Source organism: Niallia sp. Marseille-Q9988 (assembly GCF_976954375.1).
In genome coordinates, this window is record NZ_CDRJSZ010000013.1 from 71,868 (window position 1) to 90,743 (window position 18,876).

18 protein-coding genes are annotated in these 18,876 nt (G+C 32.9%); 17 read left to right on the forward strand and 1 reads right to left on the reverse strand.

Annotated elements, in window-relative coordinates; genetic code table 11:
* Position 1: 1 nt before the first annotated feature.
* The 10 genes from ACWNMZ_RS20605 to ACWNMZ_RS20650 all read left to right on the forward strand — a co-directional run bounded on the left by ACWNMZ_RS20605 (position 2) and on the right by ACWNMZ_RS20650 (position 10,793).
* Positions 2–1,372 carry an NAD(P)-binding domain-containing protein gene (locus tag ACWNMZ_RS20605; protein WP_109769256.1) on the forward strand — a complete coding sequence of 457 codons (1,371 nt, stop codon included), beginning with the start codon at positions 2–4 and terminating at the stop codon, positions 1,370–1,372.
* Between the two features lie 22 nt (positions 1,373–1,394).
* On the forward strand, positions 1,395–1,604 hold the full coding sequence (locus ACWNMZ_RS20610) for a hypothetical protein (RefSeq protein ID WP_016204931.1): 210 nt from the start codon (positions 1,395–1,397) through the stop codon (positions 1,602–1,604).
* Between the two features lie 113 nt (positions 1,605–1,717).
* A complete protein-coding gene (locus tag ACWNMZ_RS20615; protein WP_016204930.1) occupies positions 1,718–2,056 on the forward strand; it encodes an ArsR/SmtB family transcription factor in 339 nt (112 codons plus the stop codon).
* Positions 2,057–2,223: 167 nt separating this feature from the next.
* Positions 2,224–2,553, forward strand: coding sequence for an ArsR/SmtB family transcription factor (locus ACWNMZ_RS20620; protein ID WP_016204929.1), 330 nt, complete (start codon positions 2,224–2,226; stop codon positions 2,551–2,553).
* 15 nt (positions 2,554–2,568) lie between these two features.
* A complete protein-coding gene (locus ACWNMZ_RS20625; protein WP_016204928.1) occupies positions 2,569–3,867 on the forward strand; it encodes an arsenic transporter in 1,299 nt (432 codons plus the stop codon).
* 60 nt (positions 3,868–3,927) lie between these two features.
* Positions 3,928–5,571, forward strand: a complete 1,644-nt coding sequence (locus ACWNMZ_RS20630; protein WP_016204927.1) for an FAD-dependent oxidoreductase — start codon at positions 3,928–3,930, stop codon at positions 5,569–5,571.
* 410 nt (positions 5,572–5,981) lie between these two features.
* Positions 5,982–7,475 (forward strand): alpha/beta fold hydrolase, encoded by a 1,494-nt coding sequence (locus ACWNMZ_RS20635; protein WP_251628546.1) that lies wholly within the window; start codon positions 5,982–5,984, stop codon positions 7,473–7,475.
* Between the two features lie 72 nt (positions 7,476–7,547).
* Positions 7,548–9,014 (forward strand): hypothetical protein, encoded by a 1,467-nt coding sequence (locus tag ACWNMZ_RS20640; RefSeq protein ID WP_109769258.1) that lies wholly within the window; start codon positions 7,548–7,550, stop codon positions 9,012–9,014.
* A 394-nt stretch (positions 9,015–9,408) separates the two neighbouring features.
* On the forward strand, positions 9,409–9,741 hold the full coding sequence (locus ACWNMZ_RS20645; RefSeq protein WP_016204923.1) for a hypothetical protein: 333 nt from the start codon (positions 9,409–9,411) through the stop codon (positions 9,739–9,741).
* Positions 9,742–10,508: 767 nt separating this feature from the next.
* Entirely contained in the window at positions 10,509–10,793 is a 285-nt protein-coding gene (locus ACWNMZ_RS20650) for a hypothetical protein (RefSeq protein ID WP_016204921.1), read from the forward strand.
* A 123-nt stretch (positions 10,794–10,916) separates the two neighbouring features.
* On the opposite strand, the gene ACWNMZ_RS20655 is transcribed toward ACWNMZ_RS20650, so the two are convergent.
* Positions 10,917–13,883, reverse strand: coding sequence for a Tn3 family transposase (locus tag ACWNMZ_RS20655; RefSeq protein ID WP_152112362.1), 2,967 nt, complete (start codon positions 13,881–13,883; stop codon positions 10,917–10,919).
* Between the two features lie 147 nt (positions 13,884–14,030).
* Here ACWNMZ_RS20655 and ACWNMZ_RS20660 point away from each other — a divergent pair, with 147 nt between their 5' ends.
* From ACWNMZ_RS20660 to ACWNMZ_RS20690, 7 genes are all read left to right on the forward strand, one after another.
* Positions 14,031–14,606: a recombinase family protein gene (locus tag ACWNMZ_RS20660; protein WP_016204422.1), complete on the forward strand. Its 576-nt coding sequence runs from the start codon at positions 14,031–14,033 to the stop codon at positions 14,604–14,606.
* A gap of 437 nt (positions 14,607–15,043) precedes the next feature.
* On the forward strand, positions 15,044–15,697 hold the full coding sequence (locus ACWNMZ_RS20665) for an ArsR/SmtB family transcription factor (protein ID WP_016204421.1): 654 nt from the start codon (positions 15,044–15,046) through the stop codon (positions 15,695–15,697).
* 19 nt (positions 15,698–15,716) lie between these two features.
* A complete protein-coding gene (locus ACWNMZ_RS20670) occupies positions 15,717–16,445 on the forward strand; it encodes an MBL fold metallo-hydrolase (protein ID WP_016204420.1) in 729 nt (242 codons plus the stop codon).
* A 48-nt stretch (positions 16,446–16,493) separates the two neighbouring features.
* Complete coding sequence (locus ACWNMZ_RS20675) at positions 16,494–17,711, forward strand: MFS transporter (protein WP_016204419.1); 1,218 nt, start codon at positions 16,494–16,496, stop codon at positions 17,709–17,711.
* Between the two features lie 136 nt (positions 17,712–17,847).
* Complete coding sequence (locus tag ACWNMZ_RS20680) at positions 17,848–18,180, forward strand: class I SAM-dependent methyltransferase (protein WP_250637168.1); 333 nt, start codon at positions 17,848–17,850, stop codon at positions 18,178–18,180.
* Positions 18,181–18,208: 28 nt separating this feature from the next.
* On the forward strand, positions 18,209–18,439 hold the full coding sequence (locus ACWNMZ_RS20685; RefSeq protein ID WP_157888625.1) for a class I SAM-dependent methyltransferase: 231 nt from the start codon (positions 18,209–18,211) through the stop codon (positions 18,437–18,439).
* Between the two features lie 12 nt (positions 18,440–18,451).
* Positions 18,452–18,835, forward strand: a complete 384-nt coding sequence (locus tag ACWNMZ_RS20690) for a DUF302 domain-containing protein (protein WP_019380820.1) — start codon at positions 18,452–18,454, stop codon at positions 18,833–18,835.
* Positions 18,836–18,876 lie beyond the last annotated feature (41 nt).

An 18,876-nucleotide genomic window follows, 5' to 3' on the forward strand; every position in this document is an offset into this window, starting at 1 on the left:
TATGTCTGATTTTATCTTATCATCTTGCTGTCAGCCATCGGATGAAACTCAAGAAAATACAACTATCAGTAAAGAACTACCTATTGCTATTATTGGGGCAGGTCCTGTAGGTTTAGCTGCTGCAGCTCATTTGATTCAATATAAGCAAAAAGTGATTGTTCTAGAAGCTGGAACAGAAGTGGGAGCAAACATCCTTACTTGGAAGCATATAAAACTATTCTCACAATGGAAATACAACATCGATAAAGCAGCATCTACTTTATTAGAGAGAGATGGATGGGAACAACCGAATCTTGAGGAAATACCTACTGGTAAAGAACTCGTGGAAAATTATTTAATCCCTTTATCAAAGATTCCAGAATTACAAGAAGTAATAGCTTTAAATACAAAAGTCATTTCTATAGCCAAAAAAAATACCGATAAAATGAAGACAGCTAACAGAGAGAATGTCCCATTTGTTATTTATACAGAGTATAAAGGGACTATTCAAGTTCTTGAGTCAAGAGCTGTCATTGATGCTACTGGTACATGGGGAAATCCTAATCCAGCTAACTCCAATGGAGTTTGGTTAGAATCAGAAAAATCCCTGAAGGACAACATTTTTTATGGGTTACCTGATATCTTGGGAGAAAGTATAAACCGCTACAAAAATAAGAAAGTAGCAGTTATAGGAAGCGGTCACTCTGCCATTAATGCTTTATTAGAATTAGGGATTTTAAAGGAAAAGAACCCTAAAACAGAAATTATATGGATTATCCGCAAAGAACGGGTAGAGGATGCATATGGTGGAGAGGAAAAGGATGCCTTAGAAGCAAGAGGATTATTAGGCAGCAGGATTCATGGATTGGTGGATAAAGGGATCGTTCAAGTACACACTTCCTTTAGAGTAGATCAGTTGATAAAAAGGAATAATACCTCAACGCTAAATATTATAGGAGAAGTGAACGGTGTAAAGCTGGAAATTGAATCGATTGATGAAGTTATTGTCAATACAGGAAATCGACCTAGTTACTCTTTTTTAAATGAATTACGTACAAAAGTTGATTTTGCTACTGAAAGTGTAGAGGCAATTTCTCCTTTAATTGATCCTAATTTGCATAGCTGTGGAACAGTTCGTCCACATGGTGAAAAAGAATTGAGGCAGCCTGAGAAGAATCTATATATTGTTGGATCTAAAAGCTATGGTCGAGCTCCAACCTTCTTAATGGCTACAGGATATGAACAGGTACGTTCAATAGCAGCATTTATGGCAGGAGATATAGAATCTTCTGAAAAAGTAGAGCTAGATTTACCTGAGACAGGGGTTTGTAGCGTGAGTTTCTCTAATATTACACCTAATAATAGTTGTGAGACGAATTCGTGTTGCTCCTAATAATTAAGAGTGAGGGTTATATATGGTTATAAATAAAGGTGGCAATCTAAGTAAAGATTATTTTAAAGCTTACTTGAAATTAATCATGAATAGTTTGGAAGTTTCCATTGAATTAGCAAGAGAGAAGGCTTTTGCAAGATTATTTAGCAATAAAGAAAATACACTTGGATCTATATCCTATAGTAATTTCATTCGAGCTTATTGCGAATTAGAGAAGGAAATAGCTCATTAATTAAATATACTATTGAAAAGAGAAAATAAGAGTTTAACTAACTCTTATTTTCTTGCATACTATGACTACTCCATTTAGTATAAAGGTAATTCAAATGGAACGGATGATTATACATGACTATTGAACAAATAGATACTATTGCGAATATTTTGAAACTACTAGGTGATAAGACAAGGTTATCCATAATGGGAATGCTAATGATAAATGACTGCTGTGTATGTGAATTTGTGGATGTGTTTCAAATGTCACAGCCAGCTATAAGTCAACATTTGAGAAAATTAAAAGATGCTGGTCTGGTTAAAGAGCAAAGAAAAGGCAAATGGGTTATCTATTCTCTAGAGCAAGGAAATCAATATTTCCCTATGATTAAAAACATTTTAAATTACATTCCAAATCAAAATGAAAAATTTATTTGGCTTGAGGAAAACGGAATGCGTATTTCTTGTGAATAAATAAAATAATAAGGGTTAATGTGGTTGACATTAACTTTTTTTATAATTAACATATAAGCATATAATTATATACGCAAATGAGTTCTTCATTAATATCTTTGATTGGTTACATGAGTACCATTTTTTTTTGAAGATACTAAGGGAGGTAAATAAATCTGGCAACTGTAATGGATATAAAGGATACTGCAAATGTATTAAAGCTTTTAGGAGATAAAACAAGATTATCTATGGTAAGCATGTTGGATGAACAGGAGTGTTGTGTCTGTGAATTTGTTGAACTTTTTAATATGTCACAACCTTCTATTAGCCAGCATTTACGGAAGATGCGAGATCTTGGAATTGTTAAAGAACAAAGAAAAGGTCAGTGGGTGGTTTATTCTTTAAACACAACAAGTGAATACTACGTATTAGTTAAAGAGTTATTAAAACATGTTCCAAGTCAGAGAGAAAAATTACTATGGCTAGAGGAAAAGGGTTTAAGAATTATATGTAATTAATGGAGGTTAACAGCTTTGTTACAAACTATATTAGCAATAATTATCTTTTTAGTAACACTGACATTAGTTATCTGGCAACCGAAAAATCTTTCGATTGGTTGGTCAGCATGTGGCGGGGCAATATTAGCTCTTCTTGTTGGTGTAGTTGATTTCAATGATGTCATTGACGTAACTGGAATTGTTTGGAATGCAACACTTGCATTTGTCGCAATCATTATTATTTCTTTAATCTTAGATGAAATAGGATTTTTTGAATGGGCAGCTTTACATATGGCAAGAGTTGCTGGTGGTAATGGACTCAAGATGTTTGTTTACGTTGCTATTTTAGGTGCTATTGTTGCAGCGTTTTTTGCAAACGATGGGGCAGCACTAATTTTAACACCAATCGTTTTAGCGATGGTTAGAGCTTTAAAGTTAGACGAGAAAATGGTTTTTCCGTTTATCATTGCAAGTGGTTTTATAGCAGACACTACATCATTACCTTTAGTTGTTAGTAATTTGGTCAACATTGTTTCTGCTGATTTCTTTGATATCGGATTTGTAGAATATGCATCCAGAATGATTGTGCCAAATATTTTTTCTTTAATAGCAAGTATCCTGGTGTTGTACTTATATTTCCGTAAAAGAATTCCAAAGGTTTATGATTTAAATCAATTAAAAGTACCACAAGAAGCAATAAAAGATTTAAAGATGTTTCGTTTATCTTGGATGATTTTAGCTGTTTTACTTATTGGCTATTTCGTGAGTGAATTCCTGTCTATTCCAGTCTCAATCATAGCAGGTGTAATTGCGATTATTTTCCTTGTATTTGCAAGAAGAAGCGCTGCTGTATCTATTAAGAAAGTAGTAAAGGGTGCTCCGTGGGCAATTGTATTCTTCTCTATTGGAATGTATGTCGTAATTTATGGATTGCGTAATGTAGGTTTAACAGACCTGCTATCTAGTGTTATTCAAGCAGCTGCAGACCAAGGATTGTTTGTTGCAACCATGGGAATGGGATTCATTGCAGCAATCATATCGTCCATAATGAATAATATGCCAACTGTACTTATTGATGCATTAGCAATTGCAGATACAAATGCTACAGGAGTAATAAAAGAAGGGTTAATTTATGCCAATGTTATTGGATCTGATTTAGGTCCTAAGATTACACCAATTGGTTCATTAGCAACGTTGTTATGGCTCCATGTTTTATCTCAAAAAGGTGTAAAAATATCATGGGGAACTTATTTTAAAACAGGTATTGTCTTAACTATTCCAACCCTTTTGATAACTCTAATCGGCTTATATCTGTGGCTTTCCATTCTTTCATAAATGAACGGGAATTGTTAATTATACAGAGTAATATTGATACTAATTTTGGAGGATATAAATATGAAAGTACTAATTATAGGATCTGTAGCAGCAGGAACATCTGTAGCAGCAAAGGCACGTAGGAACGATGAAAATGCGGAAATCACTCTATATAATGCAGACTATGACATTTCTTATTCCATATGCGGTATTCCTTATTTTCTAGGTGGAGAAGTAGAAAATCTGGAAACATTAACTCCAAGAAGTGCTGCTTGGTTTAAAAAGCGATATAACGTAGATATTTTTACTCGTCATGAAGTAACTACAATTGATGCCGAGCAGAAGAAAGTTCAAGTGAAGAACTTAGATACAAATGAAATAAAAGAAGACTCTTATGATGTATTGGTTTTTGCAACAGGGGCTTCTCCAATTAAACCTGATATTGATGGAGTAGATGGAGAGCATGTTTTCCAAGTTCGTACGATACAAAATACAGCAGCTATTGATCAATATATGAAAGCAAACCAACCAAAGAAAGCAACCATCATAGGAGCTGGCTATATTGGATTAGAAATGGCAGAACAGCTTACTCATAGAGGTTTAGAGGTAACAATCGTACAACGTAGTAATCATGTAATGGCACATATGGATAAAGATATCGCTTCACGAGTGGAAGAACACTTAGTTAAAAAAGGAGTCAATCTCATCTTAAATGATGAGGTAACTGCGATAAGCAAGAAGGAAGTACAAACTAAATCAGGAAAAGCTATTGAAACGGATATTGTTATATTAGCTACGGGTGTTCGTCCAAATACACAATTGGCTAAGGAAATCGGTGTTGAAATTGGTAGTACTGGAGCTATTGCAGTTAACTCCAAAATGCAGACTAACCTTCCTGATGTTTATGCTGTTGGTGATGTTGCTGAAAGCTACTCCGTTATTACAGGAAAACCTATCTATCGTCCATTAGGAAGTACAGCTAATAAAATGGGAAGAATAGCTGGAGATGTAATAACGGGAGGTTCTTTAGAACACCGAGGTATTTTAGGTACTGGTATCTTAAGAGTATTTGATTTGGCTGTTGGTCAAACAGGTATGAATGAAGTAGAAGCATTAGAAGAAGGCTATGATATCGAAATACTTCATAATATTAAACCGGCTAGAGCAGAGTACCTCGGAGGAAAAGAATTAGTTATTAAAGCAATTGCTGATAGAGAAACTGGCAGAATATTAGGTGTACAAATAGTTGGAGAAGAAGGTGTAGATAAACGGATTGATGTATTTGTAACAGCAATGACGTTTAAAGCAAAAGCAGAAGATTTATTCCATCTAGATCTTGCCTATGCACCTCCATTCAGTACAACAAAAGATCCAGTAATGTACACTGGAATGGCTCTGCAAAATGCTATTGAAAAGAAAAATAAGCTAATTACACCAAAGGAACTAACGGAGAGAATAGAAAAAGGAGAAGCTCTTCAAGTAATTGATACCAGAGCACCAAAACAACATAATGTATCAAAAGTGGAGAGTGCAATAAATATACCACTAGGTGAATTACGTGTGAAAAGTAGAGAGCTTGATCGTAACTTACCAACCGTAACTTACTGTAATGGTGGAGTCACTGGGAATGCTGCACAAAATGTTTTGCGTAACTTAGGGTTTAATGATATATATAATCTTTCTGGTGGAAATAAGAATTACCAAAATTATATGAAGAACAAATAATAATTAACATTTAGACCTCGGGTGTAGAGTACTTGGGGTCTTTTTTTGCAAAAGTGTTATATATCCAATACTAAGTTAAGAAGAAGAGCTTGTAAAAAAATGTACTTAAACAAATGAGTGCTTCCCTTGAATTATTGGAACTTCTCTTCCTTATGTCGCTATGGGAGCAGAATAATTATACAAGGTGATTATTATGATTTTTTCGTTCCAGATAGAAATTGATATAATGAACTCTAATCAAACTTACAATCTTGTTTCAAAAGATAAAGAGATGGTGAAAGTTAGTAATTTTGAAAGATAGCGAAGTTTCAATGTATTTCGCTTATTGTAATGAATGATGAAGCATATCTTGGTATAATTGACTATGAGTGTTAACATTTTGTTATATATGGATAAATGAGGGATTTGAATTGGCGTTAAATTTATTGTTACATAAAAAAAATGATATAAAAAATGATAATTTAATCGTACTGATACATGGACTTGGTGCATCTGATAATACATGGAAACAGGATGGTATTTCATGGATAGATCTATTTTTAACTGATGATACATTTAAAAATGTAGATGTAGCGGAAATAACTTATGATACATTCCATTTAGCAAACGGATTATTGGCTCTAATGGGAATTAAAAAACTTAAACTAGGTAAATTTAAAAGTTTTTCTGTTGGAAAAGGTCCTTTTACTACTATTGAAACTTTGGCTAGGGAATTAAAAAGAGAAATTGACTCGAAAAAAATTAAGCAATATAAAAATGTATTATTAATCGGTCATAGTATGGGTGGATTAGTAGCTATAAGATATATTCTCGAGGAACTTGAACATAATCAAACTCATAATGTAAAAGGTATGATTAGTTTAGCTACACCATATAATGGTTCTTCATTTGCTTTATATAATCAATTAATAAAGAGTATAAACAAGCATGCTCAAATTCCATCTTTAGAGCCTAATAGCAGTTTTTTAGATGAAACGATAAGATTATGGCAAAAGCATTTAGAAACAATTAATTTAGATTTTAAATTTTTCTTTGGAACAGAGGATACTATTGTGCCAGAAAACAGCGCCATTCCACATATTGTCAGATCGAAATGGACAGGAGGAATTCCTCTTCCAGGAGATCATAGTGGGATCTTAAAAGTAGAAAATCATAGTTCTATAAGTTACAGACATGTTAGTGAAGCAGTAAATGAGATTTTTGAAAGAGATATTGTATTAAAAAAAAAAATAATAGATGAGCAAAGAAAGCTAACTTTAGCAAAATCTATTTCACGACTTAAGGCAAATGGTTTGGATAAAGAACAAGCTTTATATTTTTTAGAGAATAAACACTATAATTTTGAATATTTAAAGCCAACTGACGAAAAACGATTAGTAGTAATAGAAGGTGAGTTTGGACTAGGTAAATCTTTTGCTATTGATAAGATTTATTTAGATTTGTTATTAAGAGCAGAGAATGAATTTGATTTTCCTATTCCGATAAGTATAAATGCAGCACAATTAGACATTGACGTTCAAAAGTATCTAGAAAAAATAGTTCTTGATAAATCAAAAAGATACTGGATTATAGTAGATGGAATGGATGAAGTATCAGTATCAATCGCATCAAATATATTAGAAAATATGCGTATTGCTATTGAAAGATGGGATAATCTCTGCATAATCCTTACAAGCAGACCATTAAGTATTTTTGCTAATATCTCTGAAAAGATAAGAATGAAAGGTTTGAATGAAGATGAAGCATTAGAGATAGTAAATTTTATCAATAATCAGCAAAAACTTTATCATTTTTACAATCTACCTAAAGACATAGAAGTAGTAATTCAACGTCCTCTTTTCGCGATTTTACTTGGATTATATTTAAGAAAAACAAATAATATAATCCCAAATACCAGTGGCTAACTACTAGCATACTTAATAGAAAACGCCTTTAAAAATGTAGAAATAAATGAATCAAATACAAATCAGTTACTAATGAATTTAGCTATGATAAGTACTAGCAGTGGAAATGTTCCTGTTAAAAAGACTGAAATAGGTGACATTGTCGAAGTTAGGAGTCTCTTAAACAGTGGTTTGATTATTGAAGAAAATGGTTACATATCATTTGTTCTTCCGATATTGAATCAATGGTTTGCTGCTAAGTCGTTATCCGAAAATATGATAAATATTAATCACATAATTGAAAAGGGTACTTTAGATTACTGGAAATATCCTCTTATTATTCTAATTACCATATTTAAGGAGGATACTATTGACAATATTCTTCGCGAAATTGTAGAAAAGGTACCAGGTTTTGCTTCAGTACTAATAGAGGAAAGTATAAAAAAATGGGGAATTCATAATGATATAACCTCTTTATCAACACAAGAATGTGGAGAAAAAATTAGAATGACCATGAGTTCTTGGATAAAATCTTTAGGCATCTTAGCTGATATTATTGCACCAGTGGATATGAATCGAACTATCCTACCTATTGGAATAATGAAAGATGACGAATGGTTATATATATCTTGGTATAGGGGAAGAAAAAAACTGCCTGAAATCAATATCCTAGATGGAAATAAGATTGAATATGACTGGCTAAGTTATAAAGGAGCTAGACCAGGTGATAGATCAAGTTGGTATTGGAGATGGACATTCGAGGAATTAAGGGGTAAATTAACAAAAATAATTAAAAATAAGGCATTGCCCATCTGTACAGAGATAATTTATAAAGAATTAATGTGGAGCACTTCCTTAAAAATAGTCAGGAAAGGCTCTTTATACACCAAAAGTATCAGTATAAATGAAATAAAATCTAGAATTGAAAAAGAATATCAGAATATTTCAGATATAAATGTAAATAAAAAACGAGTTCCAATGTCATTGTATAAGGATTACATTGCAAATTTAGAGATTAAAGGTATTAATGTTGTAGAATGTCCGATACCTGGGGAGGATATTGAAAATCCTAAAGACAATTGGGTATGGAGTGCCTACTCCGATGAACAGCTATATATAAGAACTGTAAAAATTTATAAAGAAGTGATTATTGGATATAAAGAGATTGTTGAAACATTCTTCCCATTATTAAAAAATAGGTTAAGGAAGTTTGTACTTTATCCTTTTACTCTAAAAGGAGATTTACAAGCACCTAAAGAAACAGATGGATTCTCTGCGGGTCCGGGATTAAATTGGCACTTAGAACCTTTGCCATCAGATTATAAAGATTTTATTTTAGATATCCAATTTACAAAAGAAGATTCAGATGATTTTCATCTTGATGATAATATTATCTATGAAATTGGTAAAAAAATTAAAGAATATCGTCGAGATGATTGTATGTGGTTAAGTGTGACTCGTACTGGTCAAGTATTAGATATATTCGAGGATACACCAATAACTGACATTATTTATAAATGGCTAGAGCAAGACTTGAAATCAATAAATTGGGTTGATTAGTATTATATAGAGAGTTAATTAAAATCCTAAAATTTACACCCAAATTTAAAGTTACACATTTTGATTATTTTATCATTTGTGTAGCTTTTTTGAATTATTTTTGCCCCAAAAGTTGCTCTTCCTCCTGCATAGCCACCTTTATATTCTTTGTAGTTCTGTAGCTAATATATTATTTCTAATAGAAAACAAAATATTTTTTCCGATTAAATATGAAAAAATAATTAGTATTTATCTATTAAAATGACCGTTCCTGATAATTATGAAGAAAACAATAAAAAAATAGGCGCTTTAGCAAGATTGCATTCCGAAAGATTATGAAAAATAACATATTGATGGAATTTAGTATAAGTATAAAGAAGTTATAATCTAAAAAATTTAAAAGGTGGACCTTAATATGCCAGTATATAGCATTTTTAATAATACTAAAGTGAAAGTAACTCCAACGGAAGCAGCAATAGATGTTGCAGCCGCTTATATAGGAAATAAAACGCTAACCATCTTACCTAGTTTTAACGGACAAGACTATAAAGGTGATACAATCACTCTCTTTATAGTAGGTGGAAGTTATAAAGGACATGAATATTTACCTGAATCGGGTATTACCAAAATACAAATAAGATATAAATATAATTTAAACGTATTCTTATGTAAATTAAGAGAATACTTCAAGGTCAATATTCTTCATGAAGACATAGTTGATTCACTTTCAGATATCAAAATTAGTTAAATGTAACAATTAAAATGGCATTCAAAAATCTCTCGGCTTGATAGGTACATTATTCAACCGAGAGATTTTTAATATTTAGAAAATGTATTTTATTTTCTACACTTAATAAATAAAGTACATTATTTATTAAGTGTAGAACTATCATAACAACCAAAGATAATTTCTTAGATAAAAACTTATTAATAAGAAATTGAAATTCCTTTTATTCCTTGTGTTTTCTATTGTTGAACAAGGTTCTTTAATTAATAATCTTTTTCTTTCTTCAAGTAACAATCCTACATCTTTGTCTTCCTCTTTTTTTAGTAAAGCTGCATATTAATGTTAATTCAAAACAAATAGATGAACTATTATATGTTATTCGATTGGAAAATATTCTAAGAAGGTATCGATGAGGTTTTTGAGGTCGGTGGAAGTATTGGTTGCATCATATTGGTTTTTTAGATGGAGTAACAAATCATAGTCGTTCAATTATATCCCTCCTTTCATATTAATCTTTCTATTTCATAAGTATATAATCCTACTAGTTCACAATTTATTCAAAAAAAGTTTAATTTTTGGTACACTCTCTTCACTTTTTCCCTATAACTCTTTAGATGTTTAATATTAACCGTTTGTCCTAATAGAAGTTAAGATTGCAAGTATCTAATTATAGGGCTGAAATTACTCGAACATTTTCCGGTTATATATAAAGGACAGTTAACTATAATAAAGTCACGAACGAAGTAATCTATTTACTTAGAAAGTTCAAAGTGAAAGGAGATAATAAAATGAAGAAAAAAGAAGTAATTAACCAATTAGAAAATTTCTTAAATGAGGTAAACAGAAGAAAGGAAGATCAACTTTTAAAAAAGTTGTATGATAAGCAAATTCTTGATGAATTATCTTCAGATGTTCTTTATATTAAGGTCATCTTAGAAGGAAGTTCAAATAACGAAATTCTTCTCAGCGAAATGGAAGAATTACAAATTCATTTTGACCATATGAAAGAACTTGTTGAATCAGATCTCTTTAGTCCACTCTATCATTTAATGATAGGTTTAGAGTTCTTTTAGAATAAAAGATCCGTTTAACTGGACTGTGTTAGAAAGATTCCCACTCTTTGGGGTAGCGTCAGGAAAATGCGGATTTACAACGATAAGCCTATTTTCCTGACGAATTCTCTATTTTTAACAACGTTAAGAAAGTTTCAATGGTCTTAAAGAATCTAACGAAACTTTTTTATCGGAATTAAAATGGTATTCTCCTAATAAATTAATATGTTCCCAACCTAGAGGTGACATATGGTGCAATAATTCTTCATTTAAACTATCTGACCGTTTTTGATATTCAACTGCTTTTGTTAGATGTAAAGTATTCCAGATACTGATGGCATTGATGATTATGTTTAAGGCACTGGCTCTTTGCAATTGATGCTGTATGGTTCGTTCCCTAAGCTCTCCTTGCTTTCCGAAGAAAATAGCTCGTGCCAGTCCATTCATAGATTCTCCTTTATTCAATCCTCTTTGTATTTTTCTTCTTAAAGATTCATCTGAAATATAATTAAGAATAAAGATAGTTTTTTCTATTCGTCCCATCTCACGTAAGGCTGTAGCTAGGCTGTTTTGTCTTGAATAAGAACCTAATTTCCCCATAATAAGGGATGCTGAAACTGTTCCTTCTCGTATAGAATGAGCTAATCGCAAAACATCCTCATAATTTTCTTTAATGACCTTTGTATTTATTTGTCCACGTAAAATGGCTTCTAATTTTGGATATTCACTTGCTTTATCTATTGTAAATAATTTCGAATCTGATAAATCTCTTATTCTTGGAGCAAAATTAAATCCTAATAAATGAGTCAGTCCAAATATTTGGTCTGTATAACCGGCTGTGTCTGTATAATGCTCTTCTATGTTTAGATCCGTCTCATGGTGCAACAAACCATCTAAAACATGAATCGCATCCCTTGAATTAGTATGAATAATCTTGGTGTAGTAAGAAGAGAATTGATCACTAGTAAAACGATAGATGGTTGCTCCTTTTCCGGTTCCATAATGTGGATTTGCATCTGCATGTAGTGATGAAACACCTAGCTGCATTCTCATACCATCCGATGAGGATGTTGTACCGTCGCCCCAATAGGAAGACAATTGTAATTTATGATGAAAATTTACTAATATGGCTTGTGCTTTATTCATGGCATCTTCATACATGCGCCATTGAGATACATTGGCTAGTTGCTTATATGTAAGTCCGGGTGTTGCTTCAGCCATCTTACTCAAACCAATATTCATTCCCATTCCTAAAAGGGCTGCCATAATAATAATCGTTTCTTCTTTATCCGGTTTTCGATTATTGGAAGCATGAGTGAATTGTTCATGAAATCCTGTTATATAAGCAACATCCATGAGTAAATCGGTTAATTTTATTCTTGGGAGCATCTGATACAGGCTCGCACTAAATTTTTTTGCTTCTTCCGGAACATCTTTTTCCAAGCGTGCAATTGATATCTTTCCTTTTTCAAGAGAAACTCCGTCCAACTTAACGGAATTGGCAGCTAACCACTTTAACCTTTCATTAAGACTTTTGGTTCTCTCCGTCATATAATCTTCGAATGATAAACTAACTGATAATCTCGTATTCTCCTTCGCTTCATTCCATGTATCTTCTGAAAATAAATATTCCTCAAAATCTCTATATTGCCTGCTACCAACAATGGAAACATCTCCTGCCCGAACATGCTCCCGAAGTTCCGTTAAAACAGCCATTTCATAGTAATGACGATTAATTGTTGTACCATCATCCTCGTATAAATGCCTTTTCCAACGTTTTGAAATAAAATCCACTGGTGAGTCATCAGGTACTTTTCGCTTTCCAGATTCATTCATTCCTCGGATAATCTCTACAGCTTGTAAAAGTGGCTCATTTGCCTTTGTAGAATGAAAGTCTAATACTCTTAATAGCGTCGGCGTATATTTTCTAAGTGAATAAAAGCGTTTTTGCAGTAAGTCTAAATAATCATAGTCAGCAGGACGTGCAAGCTCCTGAGCTTCTTCTACAGAAGAAACAAAAGAATTCCATTCAATAACAGATTCCAAAACCTCAAAAACATCTAGTTTATCCTTTTTTGCTTTGATTAAAGCCTGTCCGATGTTCGTAAAGTGTATTACCTTCTCATTTAGCTTTTTACCGTTTTGTTTCTGAATTTCTTCTTGCGCCTTACGGCCTTTTGATAACAGACTTAGTATTTGTCTGTCATGAATTTCAAATGCCTTATCCGTTAACTCCTGAGTAAGATGTAATAAATAGACGGTTAATATCGAATATCGTTTATTTTCTTGAAAGTCACGGAATGCATAAGGCTCATATCTTGAACCTAAGCGAGATAGCTGTAACAGGCGATTGCGATGCAAATGACTAATTTGTACCGTTTCTAACTCCATTCCTCGTATGTATTCGAGTCGTTCTATTACTTTTAGAAATGTTTCGGGTGAAGGATGACCTGGTGGTTCCTTTAACCAACCCAATATCGTTTTATTGGATTCGGATGGATGCTGCGAAGTAATGACCTCTTCCAGCTTTTCTTTTTGCTTTTTTGTTAGAGATTGATTAACCATGTTAAATAGCTTCTTTTCAGCCATCGCCCTTGCCTCCCACACCATTCTCTCAAGTGTGGTGAAAGCAGGTAATATGATTTTATTTCTTCTTAGAAAATCTATGCATTCATGTAGTAAATGTATGGCATCACCATTTTCCAAAGCTACTTGATGAAGATGCTTAAATGTCATTCGATATTCTTTTAGAGTAAAAGTTACAAAGTCGTATTCACTTCGAATTTCTTTCAAATGATCCCAAAGTGTATTTTCTCTTTGAGGATAAAGACTAATCGTGGATGGTGTGGCACCGATTTGTTTCGATATATAATGTATGACGGAATCTGGGATGCTTTTGATATGAGTGTATGGCCATCCGGGATACCGAAGAACGGCCAATTGAACTGCGAACCCTAAACGATTTTCTTCTCTCCTTCGCCTATTTATAATTTCTAAATCTCGTTTGGAAAAAGTGTAGTAGGTTCCCAATACCCATTCATCTTCAGGGATTTGCATTAAAGCAAGTCTCTGATCTGGTGTAAGTAATTCTCTACCTCTCGCAATTTTCATATAGTCTCATCCCATTTCTGTAATTTTTCAGTTAATTAGTTTAATTATATATCAATAGAGTGTACTCTATTGATACAAGTATAGTAGACTGATAAAATCATAGTTAAGAGTGTCTCATAAGACTTGTCTCAAAAACGAGGTGAAATTTTGCAGAAAATCGGTTATATACGCGTCAGTTCGACTAGCCAAAATCCTTCAAGGCAATTTCAGCAATTGAACGAAATTGGAATGGATATTATTTATGAAGAAAAAATTTCAGGAGCCACAAAGGATCGTGAACAACTTCAAAAAATGTTAGAGGATTTACAGGAAGGTGACGTTATTTATGTTACAGATTTAACTCGGATCACTCGAAGTACGCAAGATTTATTTGAATTGATTGATTTAATACGAAATAAAAAGGCAAGCTTAAAATCACTTAAGGATACATGGCTAGATTTATCAGAAGATAATCCATACAGCCAATTCTTAATTACGGTAATGGCTGGTGTTAACCAATTAGAGCGAGACCTTATTCGTTTGCGTCAGCGTGAAGGAATTGAGCTCGCAAAGAAAGAAGGGAAGTTTAAAGGACGGTTAAAGAAATATCATAAAAATCACGCAGGAATGAATTATGCAGTAAAGCTATATAAAGAAGGAAATATGACTGTAAATCAAATTTGTGAAATTACAAATGTATCTAGGGCTTCATTATATAGAAAGCTGTCAGAAGTGAACAATTAGTCACTCCTTATTCCATATAAGGCCCCGATTGTGGAGTATCTCTAATTACGTAGTAGACTAAATACTGCGCAATAAATAATGTCTTAAATTAAGTTATTGCAAGAAAGATAGCAGAAATAAAAAGAGATAAACAGCTATCCATTATTAATGGTTTTTCTTTTTCCACCGTGGTTTGCGGTGTTTTTTTATAAATAAAAAGACCCTATACCTCTTCGGAAAATCTAACGATTGCAGCAAACATTTTGGCTAAAGCATATCCTTCCTAGTTTCATTATTAACTTTATATATCATTTAATCTTCTCAGCTTGGTTAATAATAAAATACATTAAATTTTTCAAACTATATTTTTCCACTTAGCAAACCACTTTACAAATTAAATCATATATTATACAATTCAACTATTCAATCAATAAGTTGAATAGATTAGAGGTGATTATATGGAACCTAGAGAATTTAAAGATCTTGTTTACAGTCAATTTGCTCGAATTAGTAAAGCTCTATCTAGTCCTAAGCGCTTTGAGTTATTAGATTATTTATCTCAAGGACCAAAAACAGTGGAGAGGTTATCCAAAGAAGCAAAGATGTCTGTAGCAAATACATCAAAACACCTTCAGGCACTACTAGAGGCTAGATTAGTTAAATTTAGTAAGGATAAAAACTTTGTATTCTACTCTTTAACAGATGATAACGTAATTGAACTCCTGCATTCGATTAAAAATTTAGCCGAAATGCAGTTTAGTGATATTACACACGTAAGAAAAGGTTATATAGGAAGAGATGAAAGGATTAAAATGGTTCATCTTAAAGATATGTTGAAAGAGATACAAAATGGTGAGGCTGTTCTAATTGATGTTAGACCAGAAGATGAATATAAAAATCAACATATTACGGGAGCTCTATCGATACCTGTTGAAGATCTAGAGGAGCATATTTCTTCTCTTCCAAAAGATAAAAAAATAATTGCTTATTGTCGTGGACCTTATTGTGCTTTTGCAACACAAGCAGTAGAAACATTAAACTCCCTTGGATACGAAGCTTATCGCATGGAAGAAGGGGTTCATGAGTGGAAACAATCTGATTATATTCATTAATTTTAAGGAGGAATTAAAAATGTTATTTCGTCAATATTTACACACTAATCCAGTAGCAGCATCATATTTTTTTGGGTGTGGAAGTCAATCACAAGGAGTGGTGGTAGACCCACTAGAAGATCAAGTTGATTTTTATGTAGAAGAAGCTGAAAAGTTAGGCATGAATATTGTTTATGTAATTGATACACATCTTCATGCTGACCATGTATCAGGTGCAAGAAAATTAGCTGAGAAAACAGGTGCAAAATATGTCCTTCATTCTTCAGCAGAAACAAGCTTTAACTTTACTCCAGTAGAAGACGGGGATGAATTATTAGCTGGAAATACACTATTAAAGTTCTTGCATACCCCAGGTCATACACCAGAGCACATTTCTATCGTGGTTTCTGATAAACGTCGAGCTGATGAACCTTGGTTTGTCTTAACAGGTCATACGTTAATGGTTGGAGATGCAGGTAGAACTGAATTGGCTGTATCTATTGAAGAAGGGGCAAAAGATTTGTATCAAAGCTTAAAAAAGATCACTCAATTAGAAGACCATGTTGAAATTTATCCTGGAGCGTTTTCAGGATCAGTTTGTGGACGTGGTTTAAGTGGGAAACCTTCTTCAACCATTGGATTTGAAAAACGTCACAATGAAGCAATGAGATTTGATAACGAGAAGGAATTTGTTGATTTTATGACAACGAACGTACCACCACAACCAGAAGGTTTTAAAGAGATGAGAAAAACAAATCAAGGAAAATAATAAAGTGGAGAACCTCTATTTGGTTCTCCCTTTTTGGAGGTGAATGGTTTGAGTAAAGTACAAATTGGAATTAAAGAAAATTTAATAAATTTCATACTTCTAGTTGTTACGAACTTCTTTGTTGGTTCAATGGTTGGTTTAGAAAGAACCATTCTCCCGATTATTGGTGAAGAAGATTTTGGTTTGGCATCGGCTAGTGCGGCATTATCTTTTATTATTAGTTTTGGATTTTCAAAGGCTATTGTGAATTATTTTGCAGGTGCTATCGCAGACCGATTAGGAAGAAAGAAAGTCCTTCTTATCGGTTGGAGTATCGGCTTATTAGTTCCTTTGCTGGTTATATTTGCGACCTCATGGTGGATGATTGTAGTTGCAAATATTTTCTTAGGTATCAACCAAGGATTATCTTGGTCCATGACCGTAAATATGAAAATTGATTTATCGAAACCTACTCAAAGAGGTTTTGCTGTAGGGTTAAATGAATTTGCAGGGTATATAGGAGTAGCTGTAATGGCTGGTGTCTCTGGTTTTGTTGCAACAAATTTTTCTAACCGCCCCGAACCATTTTATTTAGGTATTATTATTGTGGTAATCGGTTTTATCTTATCATTACTTGTAAGAGATACAGAAGAACATATAAAGCTTCAAACAAAATCATCCAATAATGGTCCGACTTTATCTGCAAAAGAAGTGTTCAAAATAACTACGTTTAAGAATAAAAGTTTATCTAGCATCACTTTTGCAGGATTAAGCACAAACCTTAAAGATGGTATGGCTTGGGGACTCTTCCCATTATTCTTTACAGGTGTTGGCTTAACCGTATCAGAAATTGGAGTGTTAGTTGCGATTTATCCAGCTTCATGGGGATTTTTCCAACTGTTTACCGGAGCGTTAAGTGATAAGATCGGACGAAAGTGGTTCATTGTTGGTGGAATGTGGCTTCAAGCTCTTTCTCTGTGGATGATTTTATTTGTAAACGAATATAGCCTATGGTTCATAGCAGCTATTCTTCTAGGACTAGGAACCGCAATGGTATATCCAACCTTACAAGCTTCAATTAGTGATATAGCACAACCAGAATGGAGAGCCTCATCAATGGGAGTTTATCGTTTTTGGAGAGATAGTGGATATGCATTTGGAGCATTATTTGCAGGATTTATTGCAGATATGCTTAATATTAGTTGGGCAATTGGTTTAGTTGCTCTATTACCTCTAATTGCAGGAATCATAACAGCAGTTCGAATGAATGAAACATTAATAAGGTAGGAACAGAGTATTGAATCAATATAAAAGATTTATTGAAAAATCCTACTCAATGTACGACAAAGACCAAACTTAAGGCTTGTAGTATCTTATTACTCATTTTATAATTAATATATACCATTACGGGTATACGTATATAATGGAAGGGGGGATGATTCTGTCTCATCGAACTGATCCAAATAGAGCATATAGGCTCTTTGATCCAAAGAGAAAAAAGCTTATAACACCCAATAAGGCATTGGAATTATTAGAACTTGAAGAGTTTGAAAATGTCGCTGATCTAGGTGCGGGTAACGGCTATTTTACACTTTCACTAACGAAAAAATCTAAGATGGTTTATGCTGTAGATATTGAACCCAGGATGTTGAAATTATTAATGGAACGTGCAGAAAAGGAGAACATAAGTAATATCAGGTATGTTGAAAGTAATCTTGAGGATATAAAATTGGAAAAGAATATTGTAGATAGATAAAGCGTTAATAGCTTTTGTCATACATGAAGTGCCTGATATAAAAGCTGCACTCGGAGAAATTCGTAGGATTATAAAGCCAGGTGGAATGTTTGTATTGTTAGAATGGGAAGCGGTGGAATCAGAGATAGGACCTTCAATAGAACAGAAAGTACCGTCTATAACCATGAAAAAGTTATTAGAACAAAACGGCTTTCATCCAAAACTTGTGCATTTAAATCAATCAATTTATGCAATAATTGCTAAAAACATTAAATTTTAAGGAGGATAAAAAATGTTTGACTATACCGTTGAAACAAAAAAGAGTATTAATGAAGCAGTAACAAGTTTAGAAACTAATTTGAAAGAAGAGAAGTTTGGCGTTTTGTGGATGTTTGATATCAAAGACAAACTTCAAGAGAAGGGACTAGATTTTAATCAGGAATATAAGGTCTTAGAAGTCTGTAATCCACATGAAGCTCAGAGAGTTTTAAATGAAAACTTATTAGTGGGGTATTTTTTACCATGTAAAATTGTTGTTTACAGTGACAATGGGCAAACTAAGATAGGGATGCCTAGACCAACAGCACTTATTAAGCTTGTGAATAATGATGAAATCATAAAGCTTGCAAAAGATATTGAGGATCGTTTAATTAATTGTATTAATAAAAGTATATAGAAACTGTGAATTTGCCTGTCAAGAAATAAATATTTTATAAC

Bases quoted from the DNA above. Each gene is read 5' to 3' on its own strand.
- ACWNMZ_RS20605 (WP_109769256.1), top strand. From the start codon at position 2: ATGTCTGATTTTATCTTATCATCTTGCTGTCAGCCATCGGATGAAACT.
- ACWNMZ_RS20610 (WP_016204931.1), top strand. From the start codon at position 1,395: ATGGTTATAAATAAAGGTGGCAATCTAAGTAAAGATTATTTTAAAGCT.
- ACWNMZ_RS20615 (WP_016204930.1), top strand. From the start codon at position 1,718: ATGACTATTGAACAAATAGATACTATTGCGAATATTTTGAAACTACTA.
- ACWNMZ_RS20620 (WP_016204929.1), top strand. From the start codon at position 2,224: ATGGATATAAAGGATACTGCAAATGTATTAAAGCTTTTAGGAGATAAA.
- ACWNMZ_RS20630 (WP_016204927.1), top strand. From the start codon at position 3,928: ATGAAAGTACTAATTATAGGATCTGTAGCAGCAGGAACATCTGTAGCA.
- ACWNMZ_RS20640 (WP_109769258.1), top strand. From the start codon at position 7,548: ATGAATTTAGCTATGATAAGTACTAGCAGTGGAAATGTTCCTGTTAAA.
- ACWNMZ_RS20645 (WP_016204923.1), top strand. From the start codon at position 9,409: ATGCCAGTATATAGCATTTTTAATAATACTAAAGTGAAAGTAACTCCA.
- ACWNMZ_RS20650 (WP_016204921.1), top strand. From the start codon at position 10,509: ATGAAGAAAAAAGAAGTAATTAACCAATTAGAAAATTTCTTAAATGAG.
- ACWNMZ_RS20655 (WP_152112362.1), bottom strand. From the start codon at position 13,883: ATGAAAATTGCGAGAGGTAGAGAATTACTTACACCAGATCAGAGACTT.
- ACWNMZ_RS20665 (WP_016204421.1), top strand. From the start codon at position 15,044: ATGGAACCTAGAGAATTTAAAGATCTTGTTTACAGTCAATTTGCTCGA.
- ACWNMZ_RS20670 (WP_016204420.1), top strand. From the start codon at position 15,717: ATGTTATTTCGTCAATATTTACACACTAATCCAGTAGCAGCATCATAT.
- ACWNMZ_RS20680 (WP_250637168.1), top strand. From the start codon at position 17,848: ATGGAAGGGGGGATGATTCTGTCTCATCGAACTGATCCAAATAGAGCA.
- ACWNMZ_RS20690 (WP_019380820.1), top strand. From the start codon at position 18,452: ATGTTTGACTATACCGTTGAAACAAAAAAGAGTATTAATGAAGCAGTA.